This window comes from Micromonospora sp. NPDC049240 (assembly GCF_040647835.1).
Taxonomy (GTDB): domain Bacteria; phylum Actinomycetota; class Actinomycetes; order Mycobacteriales; family Micromonosporaceae; genus Micromonospora.
On record NZ_JBEZCX010000002.1, the window covers coordinates 16,070 to 33,394 of the forward strand.

Below are 17,325 nucleotides of genomic sequence, written 5' to 3' on the forward strand. Positions count from 1 at the left end.
CTAGCGCGCCGTGCCGCCGCCCGGCCCCACCAACCGGCGCCGCTGCCACGAGGTGACGATGTGGTCCCGCATGGTGCGTTCGGCGGCGGCCACGTCCTGCCGGGCGATGGCGTCGACCACCCGCGCGTGCTCGTCGAGCGTCGACTCGAACGCGCTCTCGTACGCCATGCCGTGAAAGCGGCTGCTCTCCATCGCCCGCCGGTAGAGGCGCTTGCAGATGTTCTCCGCCAGGCGGTTCCCGGACAGCTCCATGACGGTGAAGTGGAAGACCACGTCCGCCTGCCGGAACGAGTCGCTCTCGTGCCGGATCTCGCGCATCACGGCGAGCGCGTGCTCGACCCGGGTCAGCTCCTCCGGCGTACGCCGGCTCGCCAGCGTGCCCGCCATGGCCGCCTCCAGGCTGCCCCGGACGATCGTCAGCTCGTCCAGGACGCCCAACGACTCGTCGTTGTCGATGAGCGCGGAGAGCACCACCGGATCCAGCATGTTCCACGAGCCGACCCGGGCCACCTGGGTGCCCCGGCCCTGCGAGACCACCACCAGGCCCTTCTCCTCGAGCCGCTTCACCGACTCCCGGATGACCGTCCGGCTCACGCCGAAGTGCTCGCTGAGCGGCCCCTCCGGCGGGAGGAGCTGCCCCGCGTCGAGCTGCCCGGTGACGATCAGCTCGACCAGCTCACTCACCACCGCCACCCCCAACCGTTCGGCCGGGCGGCGGGGTGGAAAGGCGAACCCGTCCAGGCGAGCCGTCATGAGCACACCCTAGTGCAGCGCCACGGCCACCCTGGGGCGTCGTGACCGGGTCACGCGCCGACCCCGTCCAGCTCGGTGAGGGCGTCGGCGGGCAGTTCCAGGGCCGCGCCGGCGACGTTCTCGCGCAGGTGCGCGACCGCGGACGTGCCGGGGATGAGCAGGATGTTCGGTGCGCGGTGCAGCAGCCAGGCGAGCGCGACGGCCATCGGCGTGGCCGCCAGCCGGGTCGCGACCCGGTCCAGGACGTCGGACTGCATCGGCGAGAAGCCGCCCAGCGGGAAGTACGGCACGTACGCGACGCCCTCCCGGGCGGTGCGGTCGACCAACTCGTCGTCACCCCGGTTGGCGAGGTTGTAGAAGTTCTGCACGCACACCACCGGGGCCATCGACTGCGCCTCGGTGAGCTGTTCCGAGGTGACCGTGCTCAGCCCCAGGTGCCGGATCAACCCCTGCTCCCGCAGGTCGGCGAGCGCGCCGAACGGCTCGGCGATCGAACCCGGCACGGGTGCGTCCATGCCGCCGACCCGCAGGTTCACCACGTCGAGCGCGTCCAGGCCGAGGCGTCGCAGGTTGTCGTGCACCTGCTCGGTCAGCTCGGCCGGGGTGCGGGCGGGCGGCCAGCCGCCCTGCGCGTCACGGCGGTTGCCGACCTTGGTGACGATGTGCAGGTCGTCCGGGTACGGCGCGAGCGCCTCGCGGATGATCTCGTTGGTGACGTGCGGCCCGTAGAAGTCCGCCGTGTCGATGTGCCGGATGCCCAACTCCACCGCCGTGCGCAGCACGGCAACCGCGGCGGCCCGGTCCCGGGGCGGCCCGAACACGCCCGGACCGGCCAACTGCATGGCGCCGTAGCCGACCCGGGTGAGGGTCAGGTCGCCCACCGGGTAGGTGCCGCCGGGAAGTGCGTGGTCCGTCATGGTTCCCTTCCGCGCGCCGGAGTCTCCGGCCCACGACCCGTACGATGCCCGCCGCCGGCCGGCGCGACCAGGGTCCGCCGGTCCCGGGATCGGCGGACCCTGGCCGGGTGCCGTCACGCGGTGAGCAGGCGCTCGATCCGCGCGTACTCGGCGGCCATCTCGGGGCTGGCCAGGAAGTCGTCGAGATCGGCCGGGACCCGGTGGTCGACCTGTTCGACGGCGCGGACGGCAAGCTCGTGGATCTCGTCGCGGCGGCCGGTCTCCAGATAGGTCGTCCAGTGTTCGAGCGCCGAGACGGCGATGAGCAGCTCCGGATCCATGTCCCCGTCGCTGAGGACGCCGTCGTCGATGCGGCTGAGCAGCGCGCGCAGTTCGGCCGCGCCGGCCGTCGCGGCGTTCGCCCGCGCGACGGTGAACGCCGCCACCGCGTCGTCGTCGAGCTCACCCGCGGCGGCGATTCCGGTCAGTTCGTCGTCCCGGACGACCCGGGCCACCGTCTCGGCGCCGAAGGCGCGCACGGCCTCGTCGCGGGCACCGGCGACCAACCGGCGGACGGCCGCCTCGAATTCCTGGTATGTCACGGCCCGCAGTCTAGGGACGGCCGGTGACAGGTTCACCGGGACCGGAGCAGGCCGCGTCCGGTCAGGAACGCGCGCAGCGTCTCGGCGTCCCCGGCGGGCATCAGCCGGCGCGGGATCACGGTGGCCGGCATCCGGCCGACGTACACGATCCAGAACTCCGGGGTGTCCGTCACCCGGCTCACCCCGTCCCACGCGATGCCGGCGGACTCCGAACCGCTGCGCATCATGATGTTGTCGTCGGTGATCTCGTAGCCGCCCTCGACGGCGTACTCACCGGAGCGGCGGCGGGCCCGCCACTGGACCCACGGCGCGTACAGCATCGACAGCACGCCGGCCACGAGCAGCGACGTCCACAGCGGCGCGGCCCGATCGGCCCACCCGAACGCCCACGCGGCGGCCAGACCGACCGCCCCGACCGTGGCCAGCGCCGCGCCGAGGCGGCCGAACGGGCGCAGCCGGACGCCGCTGAGCGCGGCGGCCACCCGGCCCGGGTAGGTGGGATCGGCGGGTATGTCGAAACGGATGTGCACGCCTCGCACCCTAGTGGCCGGGCCCGAGTTGTGATCGCTCACAGTGGAGACCACACCTCCGGGGCAGGCGCTTCCGGGGGGATCGGGCGAGAGTTTCGGGCCGAGGCGGCGTTTTTACCGGAACGCTTCCGGTTGAAGATGTTATCGATAACCTGCTATCTTTCGGCACGGGAGCGCAGGGCACGCTTCCACGATCCGGTCGACCGGCACGGCGCTGCACCGGCCTTCTTCCGCCGCCCGACCGGCCGGTGACCGGTCCGGGCCGTTCCGCCGACGCCAGCCGACCGGAGGTCGCTGCCGGATTCCGTTCCGGCCCGGCCGAACCGCTCTCCCCCGCCACCTCGCAGGCGACCCGGCACGGCTTCCGCTTCCGGCGGCACGTCAGCGGTCGCCGGGCGCCCACGCGCACACCACCGCCACCAGACATCGACGGCACGGAGGCAAGCAATCGTGAAACGTACCCCGCTTCTCTCATCCCTCGCCGCCGCGGCCCTGCTGTTCGCGGCGGCCGCGGGCGGCGTGCTGAGCGGCGGCCTCGGCCCCGCGGCGCAGGCCGCGACGAACGGCACGCTCGCGGCGACCGCCGGCTGCGGCAAGGCCCCCACGCTCACCAACGGGACGCGCACCATCTCCAGCGGCGGACAGAACCGCAGCTACATCCTGCGGATCCCGGACGGGTACGACCGGAACCACCCCTACCGGCTCGTCTTCGGCTTCCACTGGCTGAACGGCTCCGCGAACAACGTCGCCTCGGCCGGCTACTACGGACTCCTGCCGCTGTCGAACAACAGCACGATCTTCGTCGCGCCGCAGGGCATCGACAACGGCTGGGCCAACACCAACGGCCGGGACCTCACCCTCTTCGACGACATCTCCCGGCAGGTCGAGAACGACCTCTGCGTCGACACCACCCAGCGGTTCGCGCTCGGCTGGAGCTACGGCGGCGCCATGAGCTACGCGGTGGCCTGCGCCCGGCCCACCGTCATCCGCGCGGTGGCGGTGCTGTCCGGCGCCAACCTGAGCGGCTGCAACGCCGGCACCCAGCCGGTCCCCTACTTCGGCATCCACGGCACCCACGACAGCGTGCTGAACATCTCCATGGGCCGGTCGCTGCGGGACACGTTCGTCCGCAACAACGGCTGCACCGCGCAGACCCCCCGTGAGCCGGCCCTGAACAGCTTCACCCACATCACCACCGTCTACTCCGGCTGCCGGGCGGGTTACCCGGTGCAGTGGGCCGCCTTCGACGGGGACCACACGCCGAGCCCGGTGGACGGGTCGGGCAGCCCGAACGACTCGCGGACCTGGACCTCCGGGGAGATCTGGCGGTTCTTCAGCCAGTTCGCGTCGACCACGCCGCCCACCACCACGCCGCCGACCAGCACGCCGCCCACGAGCACGCCGCCCACGAGCACGCCGCCCACCTCGACCCCGCCCACGACCACGCCGCCGACGACTCCCCCGCCGACCGGCTGCGCGGCCAGCTACCGCACGATCAACACCTGGCCGGGCGGCTTCCAGGGTGAGGTCACCGTGGCCAACAACACCACCGCCACGATCAACGGCTGGACGGCCCGCCTGACCCTGGCCAACGGCCAGGCCATCAGCAGCCTCTGGGGCGGCGTCAACACCGGCACCACCGGCACCGTCCAGGTCCGGAACGCCCCCTACAACGGCACGTTGGCCCCGAACGCGTCGACCACCTTCGGGTTCACCGCCACCGGTGACGGCGGCACCGCGCCCGGCAACGTCGGCTGCACCGCTTCCTGACGGCACCGAACCGGGTCCGGAGCCGGACGGCTCCGGACCCGTTTCCCTGCACGGGACACGGCCGGTACGTACAGTGCGGGGACAGCGCTGCCGCGAAGAGGAGAGCCATGTCGAAGCCACCGCTGCCCGAGCCCGCCGTCGCCATGCTCCGCAAGCCGAACCCCGCCGTGATCGCCACGCTGCGCCCCGACGGCCAGCCGGTCTCCGCGGCCACCTGGTACCTGTGGGAGGACGGCCGGATCCTGGTGAACATGGACGAGGGGCGGCGCCGGCTGGGCCACCTGCGCAACGATCCCCGGGTCACCCTCACCGTGCTGGACGAGCAGGGCTGGTACACCCACCTCAGCATCGTCGGCCACGTGGTGGAGCTGCGCGACGACACGGACCTGGCGGACATCGACCGGCTCGCCCGGCACTACACCGGGCAGCCGTACCCGCGGCGGGAGCGCGGCCGGGTCAGCGCGTCGATCGAGATCGACCGTTGGCACGGGTGGGGCGCGCTCAAGGACAACAGTCAGGTCGGCTGAGCCGGCCGGGCGAGGAGTGCGCATGCCCGCTCGACCGGGCCGGTGGCGGCGCTGGCGCTGGGTGGTGGCCGCCGTGGTCGTCCTGACGGTGACCGCGACGGCCGCGCTGGCGCTGGCGTACCCGTCGGTAGCCGCCACCACCTGCCCCCGCTGCTACGGGTTGGTGCCGGTACGCGACGGTCTCTACGCCGAACCCGACCTGTCGGACGCCGACCGGCGGCGGCTGGTCGAGGTGTACCGCGACGCGAGCCGGCGGGTCGACGACTTCTACCAGGGGCGGAAGAGCGACCCGGCGGTGCTCGCCTGCCTCACGTCCGACTGTTACCGGCGGATCGGTGGCGGCGGCGAGCGCGGGATCGCGATCCGCAACCGGGCGCTGATGCTCTCGCCCCGCGGCATCTCCCCGGAGATCGCCGCGCACGAGTTGTCGCACGTGGAGTTCCACGCGCGCCTCGGTTCCCGCCGCGACGAGGTTCCCCAGTGGTTCGACGAGGGGCTCGCCGTGCTGGTCTCCGACGACCGGCGGTACCTCGCGCCGCCGACCGCGCCGGACCGCTGCCGGGACACCGCGCCGGGGCCGCTACCGGAGACGCTGACCGACTGGTTGCGCGCCGCCGGCGCGGACGAGCAGGTGTACGCCAGGGCCGCCTGCCGGGTCCACCGGTGGGTGGTGGCACACGGTGGGCGGACGGCTGTGCTCGACCTCGTCGATCGGCTCCGCCGCGGCGAGTCCTTCGCGACGGTCGTCGACGACTGAACCGTCCACCGGGAAGAAAACAACAAAGGCAAGGAGCAGAACTCCTCGCCACTATTAACGTATACCGCACCCCCGGGCTTGCGGCAAGGCCCCGATCGTGACGCACAATCGTCGGCCGAACGCAGAAATCGGCCCACCATGGGGGAAATGACATGTTCGATGTGATCGTCGTCGGCGGCGGCCCGACCGGCATGATGCTGGCGAGTGAACTGCGCCTGTACGGCGTCGACGTGCTCGTGCTGGAGAAGGAGACCGAGCCGCCGCCGTACGTGCGGTCGCTCGGGCTGCACGTCCGCAGCATCGAGATCCTGGACCAACGGGGACTGCTGGAGCGTTTCCTCGACCACGGCAGGACGTATCCGATCCGCGCCGGTGAGATCCGGGGATTCTTCGCCGGAATCGAAAAGCCCGCGCCCGCCGGATTGGACACCGAGCACGGATATGTGCTCGGCATTCCACAGACGCTCACCGACCGGCTGCTCGCCGAGCACGCGGCCGAGGTCGGCGCCGAGATCCGGCGCGGTGACGCCGTGGTCGCGCTGGACCAGGACGACGACGGCGTGACCGTCGGCCTCGACAGCGCGACCGCGACGCCGTTGCGGGCGCGATTCGTCGTCGGCTGCGACGGTGGGCGCAGCACGGTCCGGAAGCTGCTCGGGGTCGGCTTCCCCGGTGAGCCGTCGACCGTCGACACGTTGCTGGGCGAGATGGAGGTGACCGCGTCCCCGGAGCACATCGTCGAGGTGATGACCGAGGTACGCCGGACGGAGAAGCGGTTCGGGCTGGGCCCGTCCGGCCGGCCGGGCGTGTTCCGGGTGGTGGTGCCGGCGGCGGGCGTGGCCGAGGACCGGGCGACGCCGCCGACGATCGAGGAGTTCCGCAGCCAACTCCACCGGTACGCCGGCACCGACTTCGGCGTGCACTCCCCCCGTTGGCTGTCGCGCTTCGGTGACGCCACCCGGCAGGCCGACCGCTACCGCGTCCGGCGGGTGTTCCTGGCCGGGGACGCCGCGCACGTCCACCCGCCGATGGGTGGGCAGGGGCTCAACCTCGGCCTCCAGGACGCGTTCAACCTGGGCTGGAAGCTGGCGGCGGCGGTCACCGGCCGGGCGCCCGACGACCTGCTGGACACCTACCACGCCGAGCGGCATCCGGTGGCCGCCGACGTGCTGGACAACACCCGCGCGCAGATGCACCTGACGAGCACCGAACCCGGGCCGCAGGCGGTCCGGCGGTTGCTGGCGGAGTTGATGGACGTGGACGCCGTCAACCGGCTCCTGATCGAGAAGATCACCGCGATCAGCGTCCGGTACGACCTCGGCCCGGGCCACGAGTTGCTCGGGCGGCGGCTGCGCGACGTCCGGCTCCGGTCCGGACGCCTGTTCGAGGTGATGCGCACCGGCCAGGGGCTGCTGCTCGACCGGACCGGACGGCTGTCCGTGGCCGGCTGGGCCGACCGGGTCGGCCACGTCACCGACCCGGACGCCGACCTGGACGTGCCGGCGCTCCTGCTCCGGCCGGACGGGCACGTGGCGTGGGCCGGCGACGACCAGCGGACGCTCGACGTGGCGCTGGCCCGGTGGTTCGGCGGCAGCCGCGTCGGCGTCGGCCGGGACGCGCCCGCCCACTAGCTGTCCGGCCCGGCAGGGCCGTCGACGTGGGTGACGGGTGGTCCGGGGTGTGGTCGCGCGGTCGGACCACACCCCGGACGCCTTCAGCGATCCCCGACGGGTCAGCAGCCGATCCGGCTGGACCCGACCGCGACGTCGTCGTACCAGAGCGTGTCGGACCCGCCGCCGTAGCTCTCCCAGCCCAGCTTCAGGTCGGTGAGCTGAGGCCGCCAGGTGCGGTTGTACCACTGGCCGTCGATGTCGTGCGTCGGTACGCCGTCCGCGGTCAGCCCGGGCACGGCGACGCCGTCCAGCCAGGTACGGAGCTGACCGGCGGAGCCGTCCACCATGAACTCCAGGCAGGCCCACCGGTTGGTGGGCAGCGGCAGGCTCTGCGCCACCCCGGCCGGGCTCTGCTCGGGCAGCGTGGCGTCGTCCGAGGCGCGGTTCCACTGCATCGCGCCGTTCTGGCCGCCCATCCGCAGGTCCTTGTTGCCGTCGGCGGCGTCGGTCATGGCCATCATCGTGGTGTGGTCGGTGGGCTGGGCGGTGGTGTGCCGCACCCAGATCCGGCCGTACCGGACGCTGCCCAGGCTGCCGAGGTTCTTCGTGGACCGGATGAACACGTGGTTGCAGTAGCCGGCGGCGCCGTTGATCCGGACGGCTCGGCTACCGCTGTGCGTGGTGGTGGTGTCGACGGTGGCCGTGCCGGCGCCGGCGCAGTCCGGGTTCACCACGGTCCAGTCGCCGGACGGCGTCGCGCCGGTCTGGTTCTCGAAGCCGTCGCAGAGCGCCGCCCCGGCGCAGCCGGCCGGCGGCGGCGCGGTGGTCGGTGGGGGCGTGGTCGGCGGCGGCGTCGTCGGAGGTGCGGTGGTGGGCGGCGTGGAGGTGGGCGGCGCGGTGGTCGGCACCATCGTGGTGGGCGCGCCGGTCGGCCCGGCGCCGTTGCACGGCACACCGTTCAGGGTGAACCCGGTCGGCGCGCCGCCGCCGGCGGAGAACGTGCCCTGCACGCCGAACTCGGTGGCGCCGCCGGCCGGGATGCTGCCGTTGTACGACACGTTGCGGGCGGTCACCGTCGATCCGGACTGGGTGACCGTGGCGTTCCAGCCGTTCGTGACGCGCTGGTCGCCGGGGTACGTCCAGGTGACCGTCCAGCCGGAGACGGCGGTGTCCCCGGGGGAGACCTTGACGTTGGCGGTGAACCCGCCGGACCACTGGTTGGGCGTGTAGTCGACCCGGCAGCCCTGGGCGGCGGCGGCCGGGCCGGCGAGCAGGGCAGTGCCGGTCGCGGCCAGGGTGGCGGCCAGCGCGGCGACGGCCGCCAGGATCGGGGCGGGGCGGGCGCGGAGAATCGTCATGGAGGGTCCTTCTGCCATCGAGCGGGGCGGAGGCGACGCGGCGGCGCGCGGCCCGGACGGACGCGGCGCGGCAACGTGCCCTGGATGTGGCGCGGCGGTGCGCCACGGCGACCGGTCGGCGCGTACCGCCGACGTGCCCGGCTCGGGGTGGAGCTGTCAGCCGCCGACGGCCCGGTCGGAGGACCTCGGCGACGCCCACCCCCAATCTATTGACAGATCCCTATTCAATCAAGCGTCGGCGGTCCACCCTCCGGACAGCTGATCGACAACGGCCAGCGCATCGCAGACCATCTATCCCATGGAAGCCCCATCCACCGACGCTCGGGACCGCACCGAGAGCGCACCCCCCGAACAGCCCACCGCCGACCCGGCCCCGGGCCGGCCGTGGTGGCGCCGCACCCGCACCGAATGGGTCCTCGCGGCGCTGGCCAGCCTGCTGGTGTCGGTGGCGCTCACCTGGCCGACGCTGCGGCACCCGGCGAGCACCATCCCCGGCGACCTCGGCGATCCCACGTTGCAGGCGTGGCAGGTGGCCTGGGCGGGGCACGCGCTGCTGACCAACCCGCTCGACCTCTGGCACTCGAACACGTTCTATCCCGAGCGGTACACGTACGCCTACAGCGACACGCTGCTCGGCTACGCCCCGGCCGGGATGCTCGGCACCGGCTTCGAGGCGGCCGTGATCCGGTACAACGTGCTCTACGTGCTGCTGCACGCGCTGGCCTGCTTCGGGGCGTACGCGCTGGCCCGGCAGCTCGGCGCGAACCGGTGGGGCGGGGCGGTCGCCGGGGTCGCCTGGGCGTTCGCGCCGTGGCGGCTGGCGCACTCCGGGCACCTGAACATCCTGTCCAGCGGCGGCATCGCGCTGTGCCTGGCGATGCTGGCCCGGGGGCACGGGTGGTCGCTGCGGCACGGCTACCGGCCGGAGCGGCGGCGGCCCGGCTGGGCGTTCGCCGGGTGGCTCGTCGCCGCCTGGCAGGTCAGCCTCGGCTTCGGCATCGGGCTGCCGCTCGTGTACTTCCTGCTGGCCGCCGTGCTGGTGGCGGCCGGCTGCTACGGCTGGTCCTGGTGGCGCCGACGGGAACGACCGCCGTTCGGCCGCCGGCTGCTGCTGGCGGACCTGGCCGGCGGCGCCGTGTTCGGCGCGGTGACGCTCCTGCTCGGCCTGGTCTTCCTGCGCGTCGTCGACCTCAACCCGCAGGCCCAACGCACGCTGGACTGGACGAAGATGTTCTCCCCGCCGCTGATGGGGTTCCTCACCGCGCCCGGGGACTCGTGGCTGTGGGGCGAGCGGCACGCCGCCGCACGCGAGCAGCTCTCCTGGCCGCCGGAGATGGCGCTGCTGCCGGGCATGACGCTGATCGGGCTGGCCGCGGCGGGGCTGGTCGTCTCGGCGTACCCGCTGCGGCGCCGGGTGGCGCTGGGGGTGGGGGTGCTCGGCACGGTGCTGCTGGGGTTGGGCGCCACGCTGGGCGGGGACGGCGATCCCGGCTACCTGACGTTGTCCACGCACCTGCCGGGCTGGGACGCGTTGCGCACGCCCGGCCGGATGATGCACTGGACCAGCCTGCTGCTCGCGCTGCTGGCCGCCGGGCTGGTGACCGCGTTGGCCGAGTCGCCGGGACGGTCCACCGGCCGCCGCTGGTCACGGTTCCTCATGCCGCTGGTCCTGCTCGCGCCGCTCGCCCTGGTCGTGGTGGAGGGCGTCAACACCACGCCCCACCCGGAGGTGCCCCGACCACCGGCGGCCATGCGGGCGGCCCGGGATCCGATCCTGGTGCTGCCGGCCGGTGGCGTGGGCGACCTGACGTACATGCTGTGGACGACCGACGGCTTTCCCCGGGTGACGAACGGGCTGGCCGGCTTCGAGCCGGTCAGCCAGGCGCAGACCAAGGCGGCGATCGCGTCCTTCCCCGACCCGGGCAGCGTGGCGTACCTGCGCGGGATCGGCGTGCGGTCGGTGGTGGCCGTCCCGAGCCGCGCCGCCGGCACACCCTGGGAGGGCATCGAGGCCCGGCCCGTCGACGGGCTCGGCATCACCCGGGAGGATCTCGATGGCACGCTCGTCTTTCACCTCTGACCGGGGCGGGCCGAGGTGACGCGGGTGCGGCTGTCCGTGGTGGTGCCCTGCTTCAACGAGGAGGCGTCGGTCGAGCGGCTGCACGGGACCGTGCGCGCCGCGCTCGCCGAACTGCCCGACGTGGACGTCGAGGTGGTCTACGTCGACGACGGCAGCACCGACGGCACCCTCGCGGCGCTGCGCCGGCTCGCCGCCGCCGACGCGGACGTCCGCTACACGTCGCTGAGCCGCAACTTCGGCAAGGAGGCGGCGATGCTCGCCGGGCTGCGGCGGACCACCGGCGACGCGGTCGTGATCATGGACGCCGACCTGCAACACCCGCCGCGGCTGCTGCCCGAGATGCTGACGCTCTACCGGCAGGGCTTCGACCAGGTGATCGCCCGCCGGGACCGGCGTGGTGACCGCTTCGTCCGGACGCTCGCGTCCCGGTCGTTCTACCGGGCCATCAACTGGTGGATCGACGTACGCCTGCTGGACGGAGCCGGCGACTTCCGGCTGCTGTCCCGGCTCGCGGTGAACGCGATCCTGGCCATGCCGGAGTACAACCGGTTCTCCAAGGGTCTGTTCTCCTGGATCGGCTTCCGGACCGCGGTGGTGACCCACCGCAACGAGATCCGGCAGGCGGGGCGGAGCCGGTGGACCTTCGGCAAGCTCTTCAACTACGCGTTCGACGGCCTGCTGTCGTTCAACAACCGGCCGCTGCGGCTCGCGATCTACGGCGGCCTGTTCCTCACCCTGATCGCGGTCGCGTACATGGCCTGGGTGGTCGCGGACGCCGTCGAGAAGGGCATCGACGTCCCCGGTTACACCACCATCATCGTCAGCGTGATCGGCCTCGGCGGCATCCAGATGATGCTCCTCGGGGTGATCGGGGAGTACATCGGCCGGATCTACTACGAGACCAAGCGCCGGCCGCACTACCTGGTGCAGGAGACCGAGCGGCCGGCCGGCCCGGACGAGCGTCCCGGGAGGTGACCGCGCAATTCGGTGGACCGGCCGCGCCGGCTCTGCCAGCCTGACGCGGAGACGGGCCGAACCGACGACGGGAGCACGACGATGCGAGGACTCGAAACCTTCCCGCCCATCCGGACGCGAGCTTTCGAGGACCCGTCGACCCGTGCAGACCGTCAACCTCGGCATCGTCGCCCACGTCGACGCCGGTAAGACCAGCCTGACCGAACGCCTGCTGCACGCCACCGGCGCCATCGACCGGCTCGGCAGCGTCGACGCGGGCACCACCCGCACCGACAGCGGCGAGATCGAGCGTCGGCGGGGCATCACCATCCGCAGCGCCGTCGCCGCGTTCGACGTCCGCGACCGCCAGGTCAACCTGCTCGACACGCCCGGGCACAGCGACTTCGTGGCCGAGGTCGAACGCGCGCTCGGGGTGCTCGACGCGGCCGTCCTGGTGCTGTCCGCGGTCGAGGGCGTCCAGCCGCACAGCCGGCGGCTCATGCGGATCCTCCGGTCGCTGCGGCTGCCCACCCTGATCTTCGTCAACAAGATCGACCGGGTGGGCGCCCGCGTCGACGAGCTGGTCGCGGACGTGCGCCGACTGCTCACCCCGGCCGTCGCCCCGCTGGGCGCGGTCCGCGCGCCCGGCACTCCCGGGGCCACGTTCCGGATCGACCAGCCACGGTACGACCACGGCGCCGCCCAGCGGCTCGCCGAGGTCCTCGCCGAACACGACGACGAGTTGCTGGCCGCCCTGGTCGACGACCTGCCGCCCGACCCGGACCGGATCGACCTGGCGCTCCGCGCGCAGACCGCGGCCGGGCAGGTCCACCCGCTGCTGTTCGGTTCGGCGCTGTCCGGGGTCGGCGTGCCGGAACTGCTGGACGCCGTCGCGACCCTGCTCCCGGCGTCGCCGCCGGCCGAGCCCGAGCCACGGGCCCGCGTCTTCGCCCTGGAACGCGACCCGACCGGCGAGCGGGTGGCGTACCTGCGGTCGTACGGCGGGCGGCTCCGCGCGCGGCAGCCGGTCACCGCGTACCGCCGGGAGCCGGACGGCCGGATCACCGCGACGCGCGCCCGGATCGTCCGGCTCGACGTGGTCGGCGCGACCACCGACCGCCCGCAGCCGGCCGCGCTGACGGCCGGGGCCATCGCGCGGGTCACCGGCCTGACCGGGGTACGCCTCGGCGATCAGCTCGGCAGCCCGGCCGGCCTCGACGGACGCGCGCACTTCCCGGCGCCCACGCTGGAGGCGGTGGTGCGTCCCCGCGACCCGGACCGGGCCCTGGCGCTGCACGCCGCGCTGCTGGACCTGGCGGACGCCGACCCGTTCATCCGGACCCGGGTGGCCCCGGACGGCGGCACGAGCGTGCTGCTCTACGGCGAGGTGCAACGCGAGGTGCTGGCCGCGACGCTGACCGAGACGTACGGGATCGAGGCGGACTTCGGGCCGGGCCGGCTGATGCACGTCGAGCGACCGGTCGGCACCGGCAGCGCCGTGGAGATCATCGGGCACGGCTTCTCCGGCACGGTCGGGTTCCGGGTCGAGCCCGGTTCCGGCGTGGACTACCGGCTGGCGGTCGAGCTCGGTTCGCTGCCGCTGTCGTTCCACCGGGCCATCGAGGAGGCCACCCGCGCCGCGCTCGACCAGGGACGCCACGGCTGGCCGGTCACCGACATCCGGGTCACGCTCACCCACAGCGGCTACTGGTCGCCGATCACCACCGCCGGGCACTTCCGGGACCTCGCGCCCCACGTCCTCATGCGGGCGCTCGCCGAGGCCGGCACCCGGGTCTTCGAGCCGTGCCGCCGGTTCGAGGCGGAGGTGCCGGCCGACCGGCTCGGCCCGGTCACGACGTACCTGGGCCGGCTCGGCGCCCGGATCGACAGCGCCGACGAGATCGCGGCCGGCTGGCGGATCGGCGGCGTCCTGCCGACCCGGCTGGAACCGGAGGCACAGCAGCGGCTGCCGGACCTGTCCCGCGGCGAGGGGTTGTGGTCGTCGACGCCCGGCGGGGACCGGCCGGTGGTCGGCGACCCGCCCGGCCGGCCGCGCACCGACGGCAACCCGTTCGACCGGGTGGAATACCTGCGCTTCCTGGCCCAGCGCCGGTGACCGGCCCGGCAGGCGCCGCCGTCCGCGCCTCCTGAGTACGCCGACTCATGCCCGCCACATCGACCTCGGCCACGCTGGACCGCATGACGTCTGCCACCACCGCCACCGCCCGCCGGGGCGGACCGATCGTCGGGCTGCTTGTCGTGCTCTGGGTCTGCGGGCTGATCGCGACGGCCACCTGGTGGGTGGGCATCGGCCTGCGGCAGTGGTCGGTCAGCTACGGCGACGCCCCGGGTGAGGTCGCGGACCTGCGCCACCGGGCGACGCTTGCCCTGCTGACCTTCGTCCTGGTGGCGGTCGCCGGGCCCGTTCTCGTCGCGCTGGTGGCGTACCACCTGCGACTGGTCCGTACCGCGATCGTCTTCCTGGTGCTCGCCGTCGGGCTCGCCGTGCCCGCCCTGCCGATCGCCGTGCACGCCGCCCGGGACCTGAACCCGGCGCCGGCCCCGACCACGCCCGGCCCGCCGGGACACTGCATGGAGCACAGCGGTGGTGACACCCGCTGCCCGGGCGGTTGACCACCCTCCCGACAGTCGGCAACAAATCTAGGAATCTCGATCTATGGAAGTGGGTAGAGGCGGGGTCCCGGGCGGTGCGCCCGGGACCGATCGGAGGTTCGATGCGCAGACCCCGCACGCTCCTGCTGCCGGCCGCCACCATGGTGATCACCCTGGGCACCGGGCTGCTGCCCGCCCTGGCCCAGCCGGCCGTGGACCACACCCCCGCCGACGCCGTCGACGAGCGCACCTGCATCCGCACCATCGAGGGGGTGGACTGGTTCTTCGATCCGTGCGTCGCACCGGACGAGCCGTTGCCGCCCGACGTGCGGACCGGCATCGAGGAGGACCGGCAGGCCCGGTGCGGGCCGACCGGCGCGCCCTCGACGACGCCACTCGCGGTCGCCCTGACGGCGACGCCCTCGGCTTCCTCGACCGCGACCGTCGCCCCGACCAGCGTTCCGACCTCCACCGGCAGCGCGGGTCCGGGTCCGAGCGGATCGGTCGACCCGTCCGCCTCGGCGGTGTCGCCGAGACCGTGCCCGGTCACCCCGAGCCCCACCGTGCCGGCGTCCGGCCCGCCGTCGTCACCCGGCACGACCACGTCCGCCACGCCGCCGACCACCGCCGCGCCATCCAGCAGCACCGTGACGCCCAGCGCCACCGTGCCGCCCAGCGCCTCGGTCCCGCCCAGCGCCACCGCGCCACCCAGCAGCAGCGCACCGCCCAGCACCGCGCCGCCCAGCAGCACCGTGCCGCCCAGCGCCACCGTGCCGCCCTCGGGGAGTCCGTCACCGCCTGCCGGCGGCTGCGCGGCGACCGGCGGCACCGCGCCCACCGACAGCCGACTCCCCGAAGCGGAGAAGGACCGGCTCTGCCCACCGAACCGGAATCCGGCCGCGCCCGCGGTGCTGGTGGCAACCGGCGACTCCGTCACCTCGGCGCACATCCAGGCGAAACACCACCACGAACCCAAGAAGTGCGCCGTCAACCAGAACACCCAGGCGGACCAGCGCGGCCTGCCCGGCAACGACATGACGTCGAGCTACGCGGGCAGGTACGTGACCGCGCTCAACCAGGACGTGGTGGAGTACTACAACTTCGCGCGCACCGGCATGGGCACCGGCGACATCCTCGGCGCGCCGGCGACCTATCCGGACGCCTGCGAGAACCTCTGGTCGCGCACGTCGCCGCCGATAGCGCTGGCCGAGGCGGCCGTGGCCAAGGCCAAACAGGATCGGCGCAAGGCGTACTTCGTCACCACCGGCGGGATCAACAACACCAACTGGACCCAGGTGGCCCAGGGCATCGCGATGTGCGGCATGGCCGAGTTGATGCGGACGGAGATGGTCAAGTACTTCATCCGGAACAACCTCCCGCTCAACGCGGTGATGCGCTGGTACGACACGACCGGCAAGCAGGTCGGCCGGGACGACGTCATCAAGGGCGGGGCGTGCCAGGTGGTGCTCCAGGAGAACGTCAACGCCGGCAACGAGAAGGAGGTGACGATCGACCGGCTCCGGTTCGTGGTGCCCGCCTTCGACGGACCGGCCAACTACGCGAAGATCACCGCGGACGTCAACGCGATCACGACCCGGATGGTCCGCGCCGGGGCGGACAAGGTCGTCTGGATGGGCTACTACGACATCACGCCGGCGAAGGTGGCGCTGGGTTCGTTCGCCCAGACGTACGTGCAGAACACGAAGTTGCCCGACCCGGTCAAGGGCGCGCTGCCGAACATCCCCGACGTCGAGGTGGACCTCGTGACGCAGCCGGCGTGGAAGACACAGGTCCAGGCCTGGACGAAGGACGTCAACAACGCCATCCGGGCGAGCATCCTGCCCGCCGACCCGATCGTCCGTTTCCAGCCGGCGCCGGCCCTCACCTCCGACAAGATCCAGAAGAAGTTGATCGGTGGGTGCCCGCACCCCAACCTGCCCGGGCACGACGAGTTGGCCAAGGCACTGGACGCCGCGATCAAGGCGTAGGCCGCACGGAACCGGGCCGGTACGCGGATCGCGTACCGGCCCGGTCGCCGGGATCGGGCGGGGCGCCCTGGGACAGTCTCGGCCTCATCCACGACCGGCTCGGCCACCACCGTCGGGCGGCCCGGTGCTACGGCCGGGCGCTGACGCTCTACCAGCGCATCGGTGACCGGTACGACGAGGCGGACACCCTGACCCGGCTCGGTGACTGCCGACACTCCGCCGGTGACCGGGCCGGCGCGCTCCGCACCTGGCGCCGGGCCCTGGTCATCCTCGACGGCCTCGGCCACTCGGACGTCGACCGGGTCCGCGAGCGGCTGGCCCGGGCGGCGCCGGGCGAGCCGGGGTGATCAGTCGTCCTGGTGGCGGCGGAGCATCTTCTCCGTCTCCGGGTCGTACTGGAGCTCCCGCACCTCCTGCGGGCACCGGCAGGCGTCGGCGATCCGGGTCGCCCAGGCCAGGCCCTCCTCGCGGGTCTCCGCGTCGACGATCACGAACCCGCCGAGGAACCTCGCGGCCTCCGGGTCAGGGCCCTCGGTGACCGTCCCGTCCGCGGCCACGACGCTCGCCCGCTGGCGTTCGACCCCGATGCCGAACACGTACGCGCCGGCCTTCACGGCGTCCTCCATCACCGCGTGCGAGGCCTTGTCCACGTCGGCCATCTCCTCGGCGGGGATGTGGTCCATCGCGCCGTCTTCGAACGAGATCAGGTACCGCTTCATGCCATGACTCCCTTGTCCCGGGCGACTCTCTCCGGTCACCCCTCCCCTGTCCCTACCCAAACAGGACGATCAGATATCGACGCCCGTACCGGAAGATTCTCCATCAGGTTTCCCGTCCCCGCTTACCGAGCGTGGTGCCGGCACCACCGAAAAGGACTGGACCGG

Annotated in this window: 16 protein-coding genes; 10 read left to right on the forward strand and 6 right to left on the reverse strand. The window is 73.1% G+C overall.

Annotation, left to right across the window (positions count from 1 at the left end):
- The 4 genes from AB0B02_RS03340 to AB0B02_RS03355 form a co-directional block, all read right to left on the reverse strand.
- A complete protein-coding gene (locus tag AB0B02_RS03340) occupies positions 1-753 on the reverse strand; it encodes a FadR/GntR family transcriptional regulator (RefSeq protein ID WP_281934917.1) in 753 nt (250 codons plus the stop codon).
- A 50-nt stretch (positions 754-803) separates the two neighbouring features.
- The gene (locus AB0B02_RS03345) at positions 804-1,670 is read right to left on the reverse strand and encodes an aldo/keto reductase family oxidoreductase (protein ID WP_357296565.1); all 867 of its coding nucleotides are present in this window, start codon (positions 1,668-1,670) and stop codon (positions 804-806) included.
- Positions 1,671-1,783: 113 nt separating this feature from the next.
- On the reverse strand, positions 1,784-2,251 hold the full coding sequence (locus AB0B02_RS03350) for a hypothetical protein (protein ID WP_281934921.1): 468 nt from the start codon (positions 2,249-2,251) through the stop codon (positions 1,784-1,786).
- A gap of 32 nt (positions 2,252-2,283) precedes the next feature.
- On the reverse strand, positions 2,284-2,781 hold the full coding sequence (locus AB0B02_RS03355) for a YcxB family protein (RefSeq protein WP_357296566.1): 498 nt from the start codon (positions 2,779-2,781) through the stop codon (positions 2,284-2,286).
- 447 nt (positions 2,782-3,228) lie between these two features.
- Here AB0B02_RS03355 and AB0B02_RS03360 point away from each other — a divergent pair, with 447 nt between their 5' ends.
- The 4 genes from AB0B02_RS03360 to rox all read left to right on the forward strand — a co-directional run bounded on the left by AB0B02_RS03360 (position 3,229) and on the right by rox (position 7,466).
- Positions 3,229-4,551: a cellulose binding domain-containing protein gene (locus AB0B02_RS03360; protein WP_357296938.1), complete on the forward strand. Its 1,323-nt coding sequence runs from the start codon at positions 3,229-3,231 to the stop codon at positions 4,549-4,551.
- 107 nt (positions 4,552-4,658) lie between these two features.
- Positions 4,659-5,078 carry a PPOX class F420-dependent oxidoreductase gene (locus tag AB0B02_RS03365; protein ID WP_357296567.1) on the forward strand — a complete coding sequence of 140 codons (420 nt, stop codon included), beginning with the start codon at positions 4,659-4,661 and terminating at the stop codon, positions 5,076-5,078.
- A 22-nt stretch (positions 5,079-5,100) separates the two neighbouring features.
- Positions 5,101-5,835 carry a hypothetical protein gene (locus tag AB0B02_RS03370; RefSeq protein ID WP_357296568.1) on the forward strand — a complete coding sequence of 245 codons (735 nt, stop codon included), beginning with the start codon at positions 5,101-5,103 and terminating at the stop codon, positions 5,833-5,835.
- Between the two features lie 152 nt (positions 5,836-5,987).
- A complete protein-coding gene (gene rox, locus AB0B02_RS03375) occupies positions 5,988-7,466 on the forward strand; it encodes a rifampin monooxygenase (protein ID WP_357296569.1) in 1,479 nt (492 codons plus the stop codon).
- A 101-nt stretch (positions 7,467-7,567) separates the two neighbouring features.
- Here rox and AB0B02_RS03380 read toward each other — a convergent pair whose 3' ends face one another.
- The gene (locus AB0B02_RS03380; protein WP_357296570.1) at positions 7,568-8,806 is read right to left on the reverse strand and encodes a cellulose-binding domain-containing protein; all 1,239 of its coding nucleotides are present in this window, start codon (positions 8,804-8,806) and stop codon (positions 7,568-7,570) included.
- 298 nt (positions 8,807-9,104) lie between these two features.
- Here AB0B02_RS03380 and AB0B02_RS03385 point away from each other — a divergent pair, with 298 nt between their 5' ends.
- The 6 genes from AB0B02_RS03385 to AB0B02_RS03410 all read left to right on the forward strand — a co-directional run bounded on the left by AB0B02_RS03385 (position 9,105) and on the right by AB0B02_RS03410 (position 16,788).
- Positions 9,105-10,886: a hypothetical protein gene (locus tag AB0B02_RS03385; protein ID WP_357296571.1), complete on the forward strand. Its 1,782-nt coding sequence runs from the start codon at positions 9,105-9,107 to the stop codon at positions 10,884-10,886.
- Positions 10,887-10,901: 15 nt separating this feature from the next.
- The gene (locus AB0B02_RS03390; RefSeq protein WP_357296572.1) at positions 10,902-11,861 is read left to right on the forward strand and encodes a glycosyltransferase family 2 protein; all 960 of its coding nucleotides are present in this window, start codon (positions 10,902-10,904) and stop codon (positions 11,859-11,861) included.
- Positions 11,862-12,003: 142 nt separating this feature from the next.
- Positions 12,004-13,956 (forward strand): GTP-binding protein, encoded by a 1,953-nt coding sequence (locus tag AB0B02_RS03395; RefSeq protein WP_357296573.1) that lies wholly within the window; start codon positions 12,004-12,006, stop codon positions 13,954-13,956.
- 83 nt (positions 13,957-14,039) lie between these two features.
- Positions 14,040-14,474: a DUF6234 family protein gene (locus AB0B02_RS03400; RefSeq protein WP_281934936.1), complete on the forward strand. Its 435-nt coding sequence runs from the start codon at positions 14,040-14,042 to the stop codon at positions 14,472-14,474.
- Between the two features lie 101 nt (positions 14,475-14,575).
- Positions 14,576-16,441 carry a hypothetical protein gene (locus tag AB0B02_RS03405; protein ID WP_281934938.1) on the forward strand — a complete coding sequence of 622 codons (1,866 nt, stop codon included), beginning with the start codon at positions 14,576-14,578 and terminating at the stop codon, positions 16,439-16,441.
- Complete coding sequence (locus AB0B02_RS03410) at positions 16,372-16,788, forward strand: tetratricopeptide repeat protein (RefSeq protein WP_357296574.1); 417 nt, start codon at positions 16,372-16,374, stop codon at positions 16,786-16,788. Before AB0B02_RS03405 ends, AB0B02_RS03410 begins: the two co-directional genes overlap by 70 nt.
- Here AB0B02_RS03410 and AB0B02_RS03415 read toward each other — a convergent pair whose 3' ends face one another.
- Positions 16,789-17,160: a YciI family protein gene (locus AB0B02_RS03415; protein ID WP_357296575.1), complete on the reverse strand. Its 372-nt coding sequence runs from the start codon at positions 17,158-17,160 to the stop codon at positions 16,789-16,791.
- Positions 17,161-17,325: the final 165 nt, after the last annotated feature.

Excerpts from the sequence above, each read along its gene's own strand:
- AB0B02_RS03340 (WP_281934917.1), bottom strand. The coding sequence starts at position 753 with ATGACGGCTCGCCTGGACGGGTTCGCCTTTCCACCCCGCCGCCCGGCC.
- AB0B02_RS03345 (WP_357296565.1), bottom strand. The coding sequence starts at position 1,670 with ATGACGGACCACGCACTTCCCGGCGGCACCTACCCGGTGGGCGACCTG.
- AB0B02_RS03365 (WP_357296567.1), top strand. The coding sequence starts at position 4,659 with ATGTCGAAGCCACCGCTGCCCGAGCCCGCCGTCGCCATGCTCCGCAAG.
- AB0B02_RS03370 (WP_357296568.1), top strand. The coding sequence starts at position 5,101 with ATGCCCGCTCGACCGGGCCGGTGGCGGCGCTGGCGCTGGGTGGTGGCC.
- rox (WP_357296569.1), top strand. The coding sequence starts at position 5,988 with ATGTTCGATGTGATCGTCGTCGGCGGCGGCCCGACCGGCATGATGCTG.
- AB0B02_RS03380 (WP_357296570.1), bottom strand. The coding sequence starts at position 8,806 with ATGACGATTCTCCGCGCCCGCCCCGCCCCGATCCTGGCGGCCGTCGCC.
- AB0B02_RS03385 (WP_357296571.1), top strand. The coding sequence starts at position 9,105 with ATGGAAGCCCCATCCACCGACGCTCGGGACCGCACCGAGAGCGCACCC.
- AB0B02_RS03400 (WP_281934936.1), top strand. The coding sequence starts at position 14,040 with ATGACGTCTGCCACCACCGCCACCGCCCGCCGGGGCGGACCGATCGTC.
- AB0B02_RS03405 (WP_281934938.1), top strand. The coding sequence starts at position 14,576 with ATGCGCAGACCCCGCACGCTCCTGCTGCCGGCCGCCACCATGGTGATC.
- AB0B02_RS03415 (WP_357296575.1), bottom strand. The coding sequence starts at position 17,160 with ATGAAGCGGTACCTGATCTCGTTCGAAGACGGCGCGATGGACCACATC.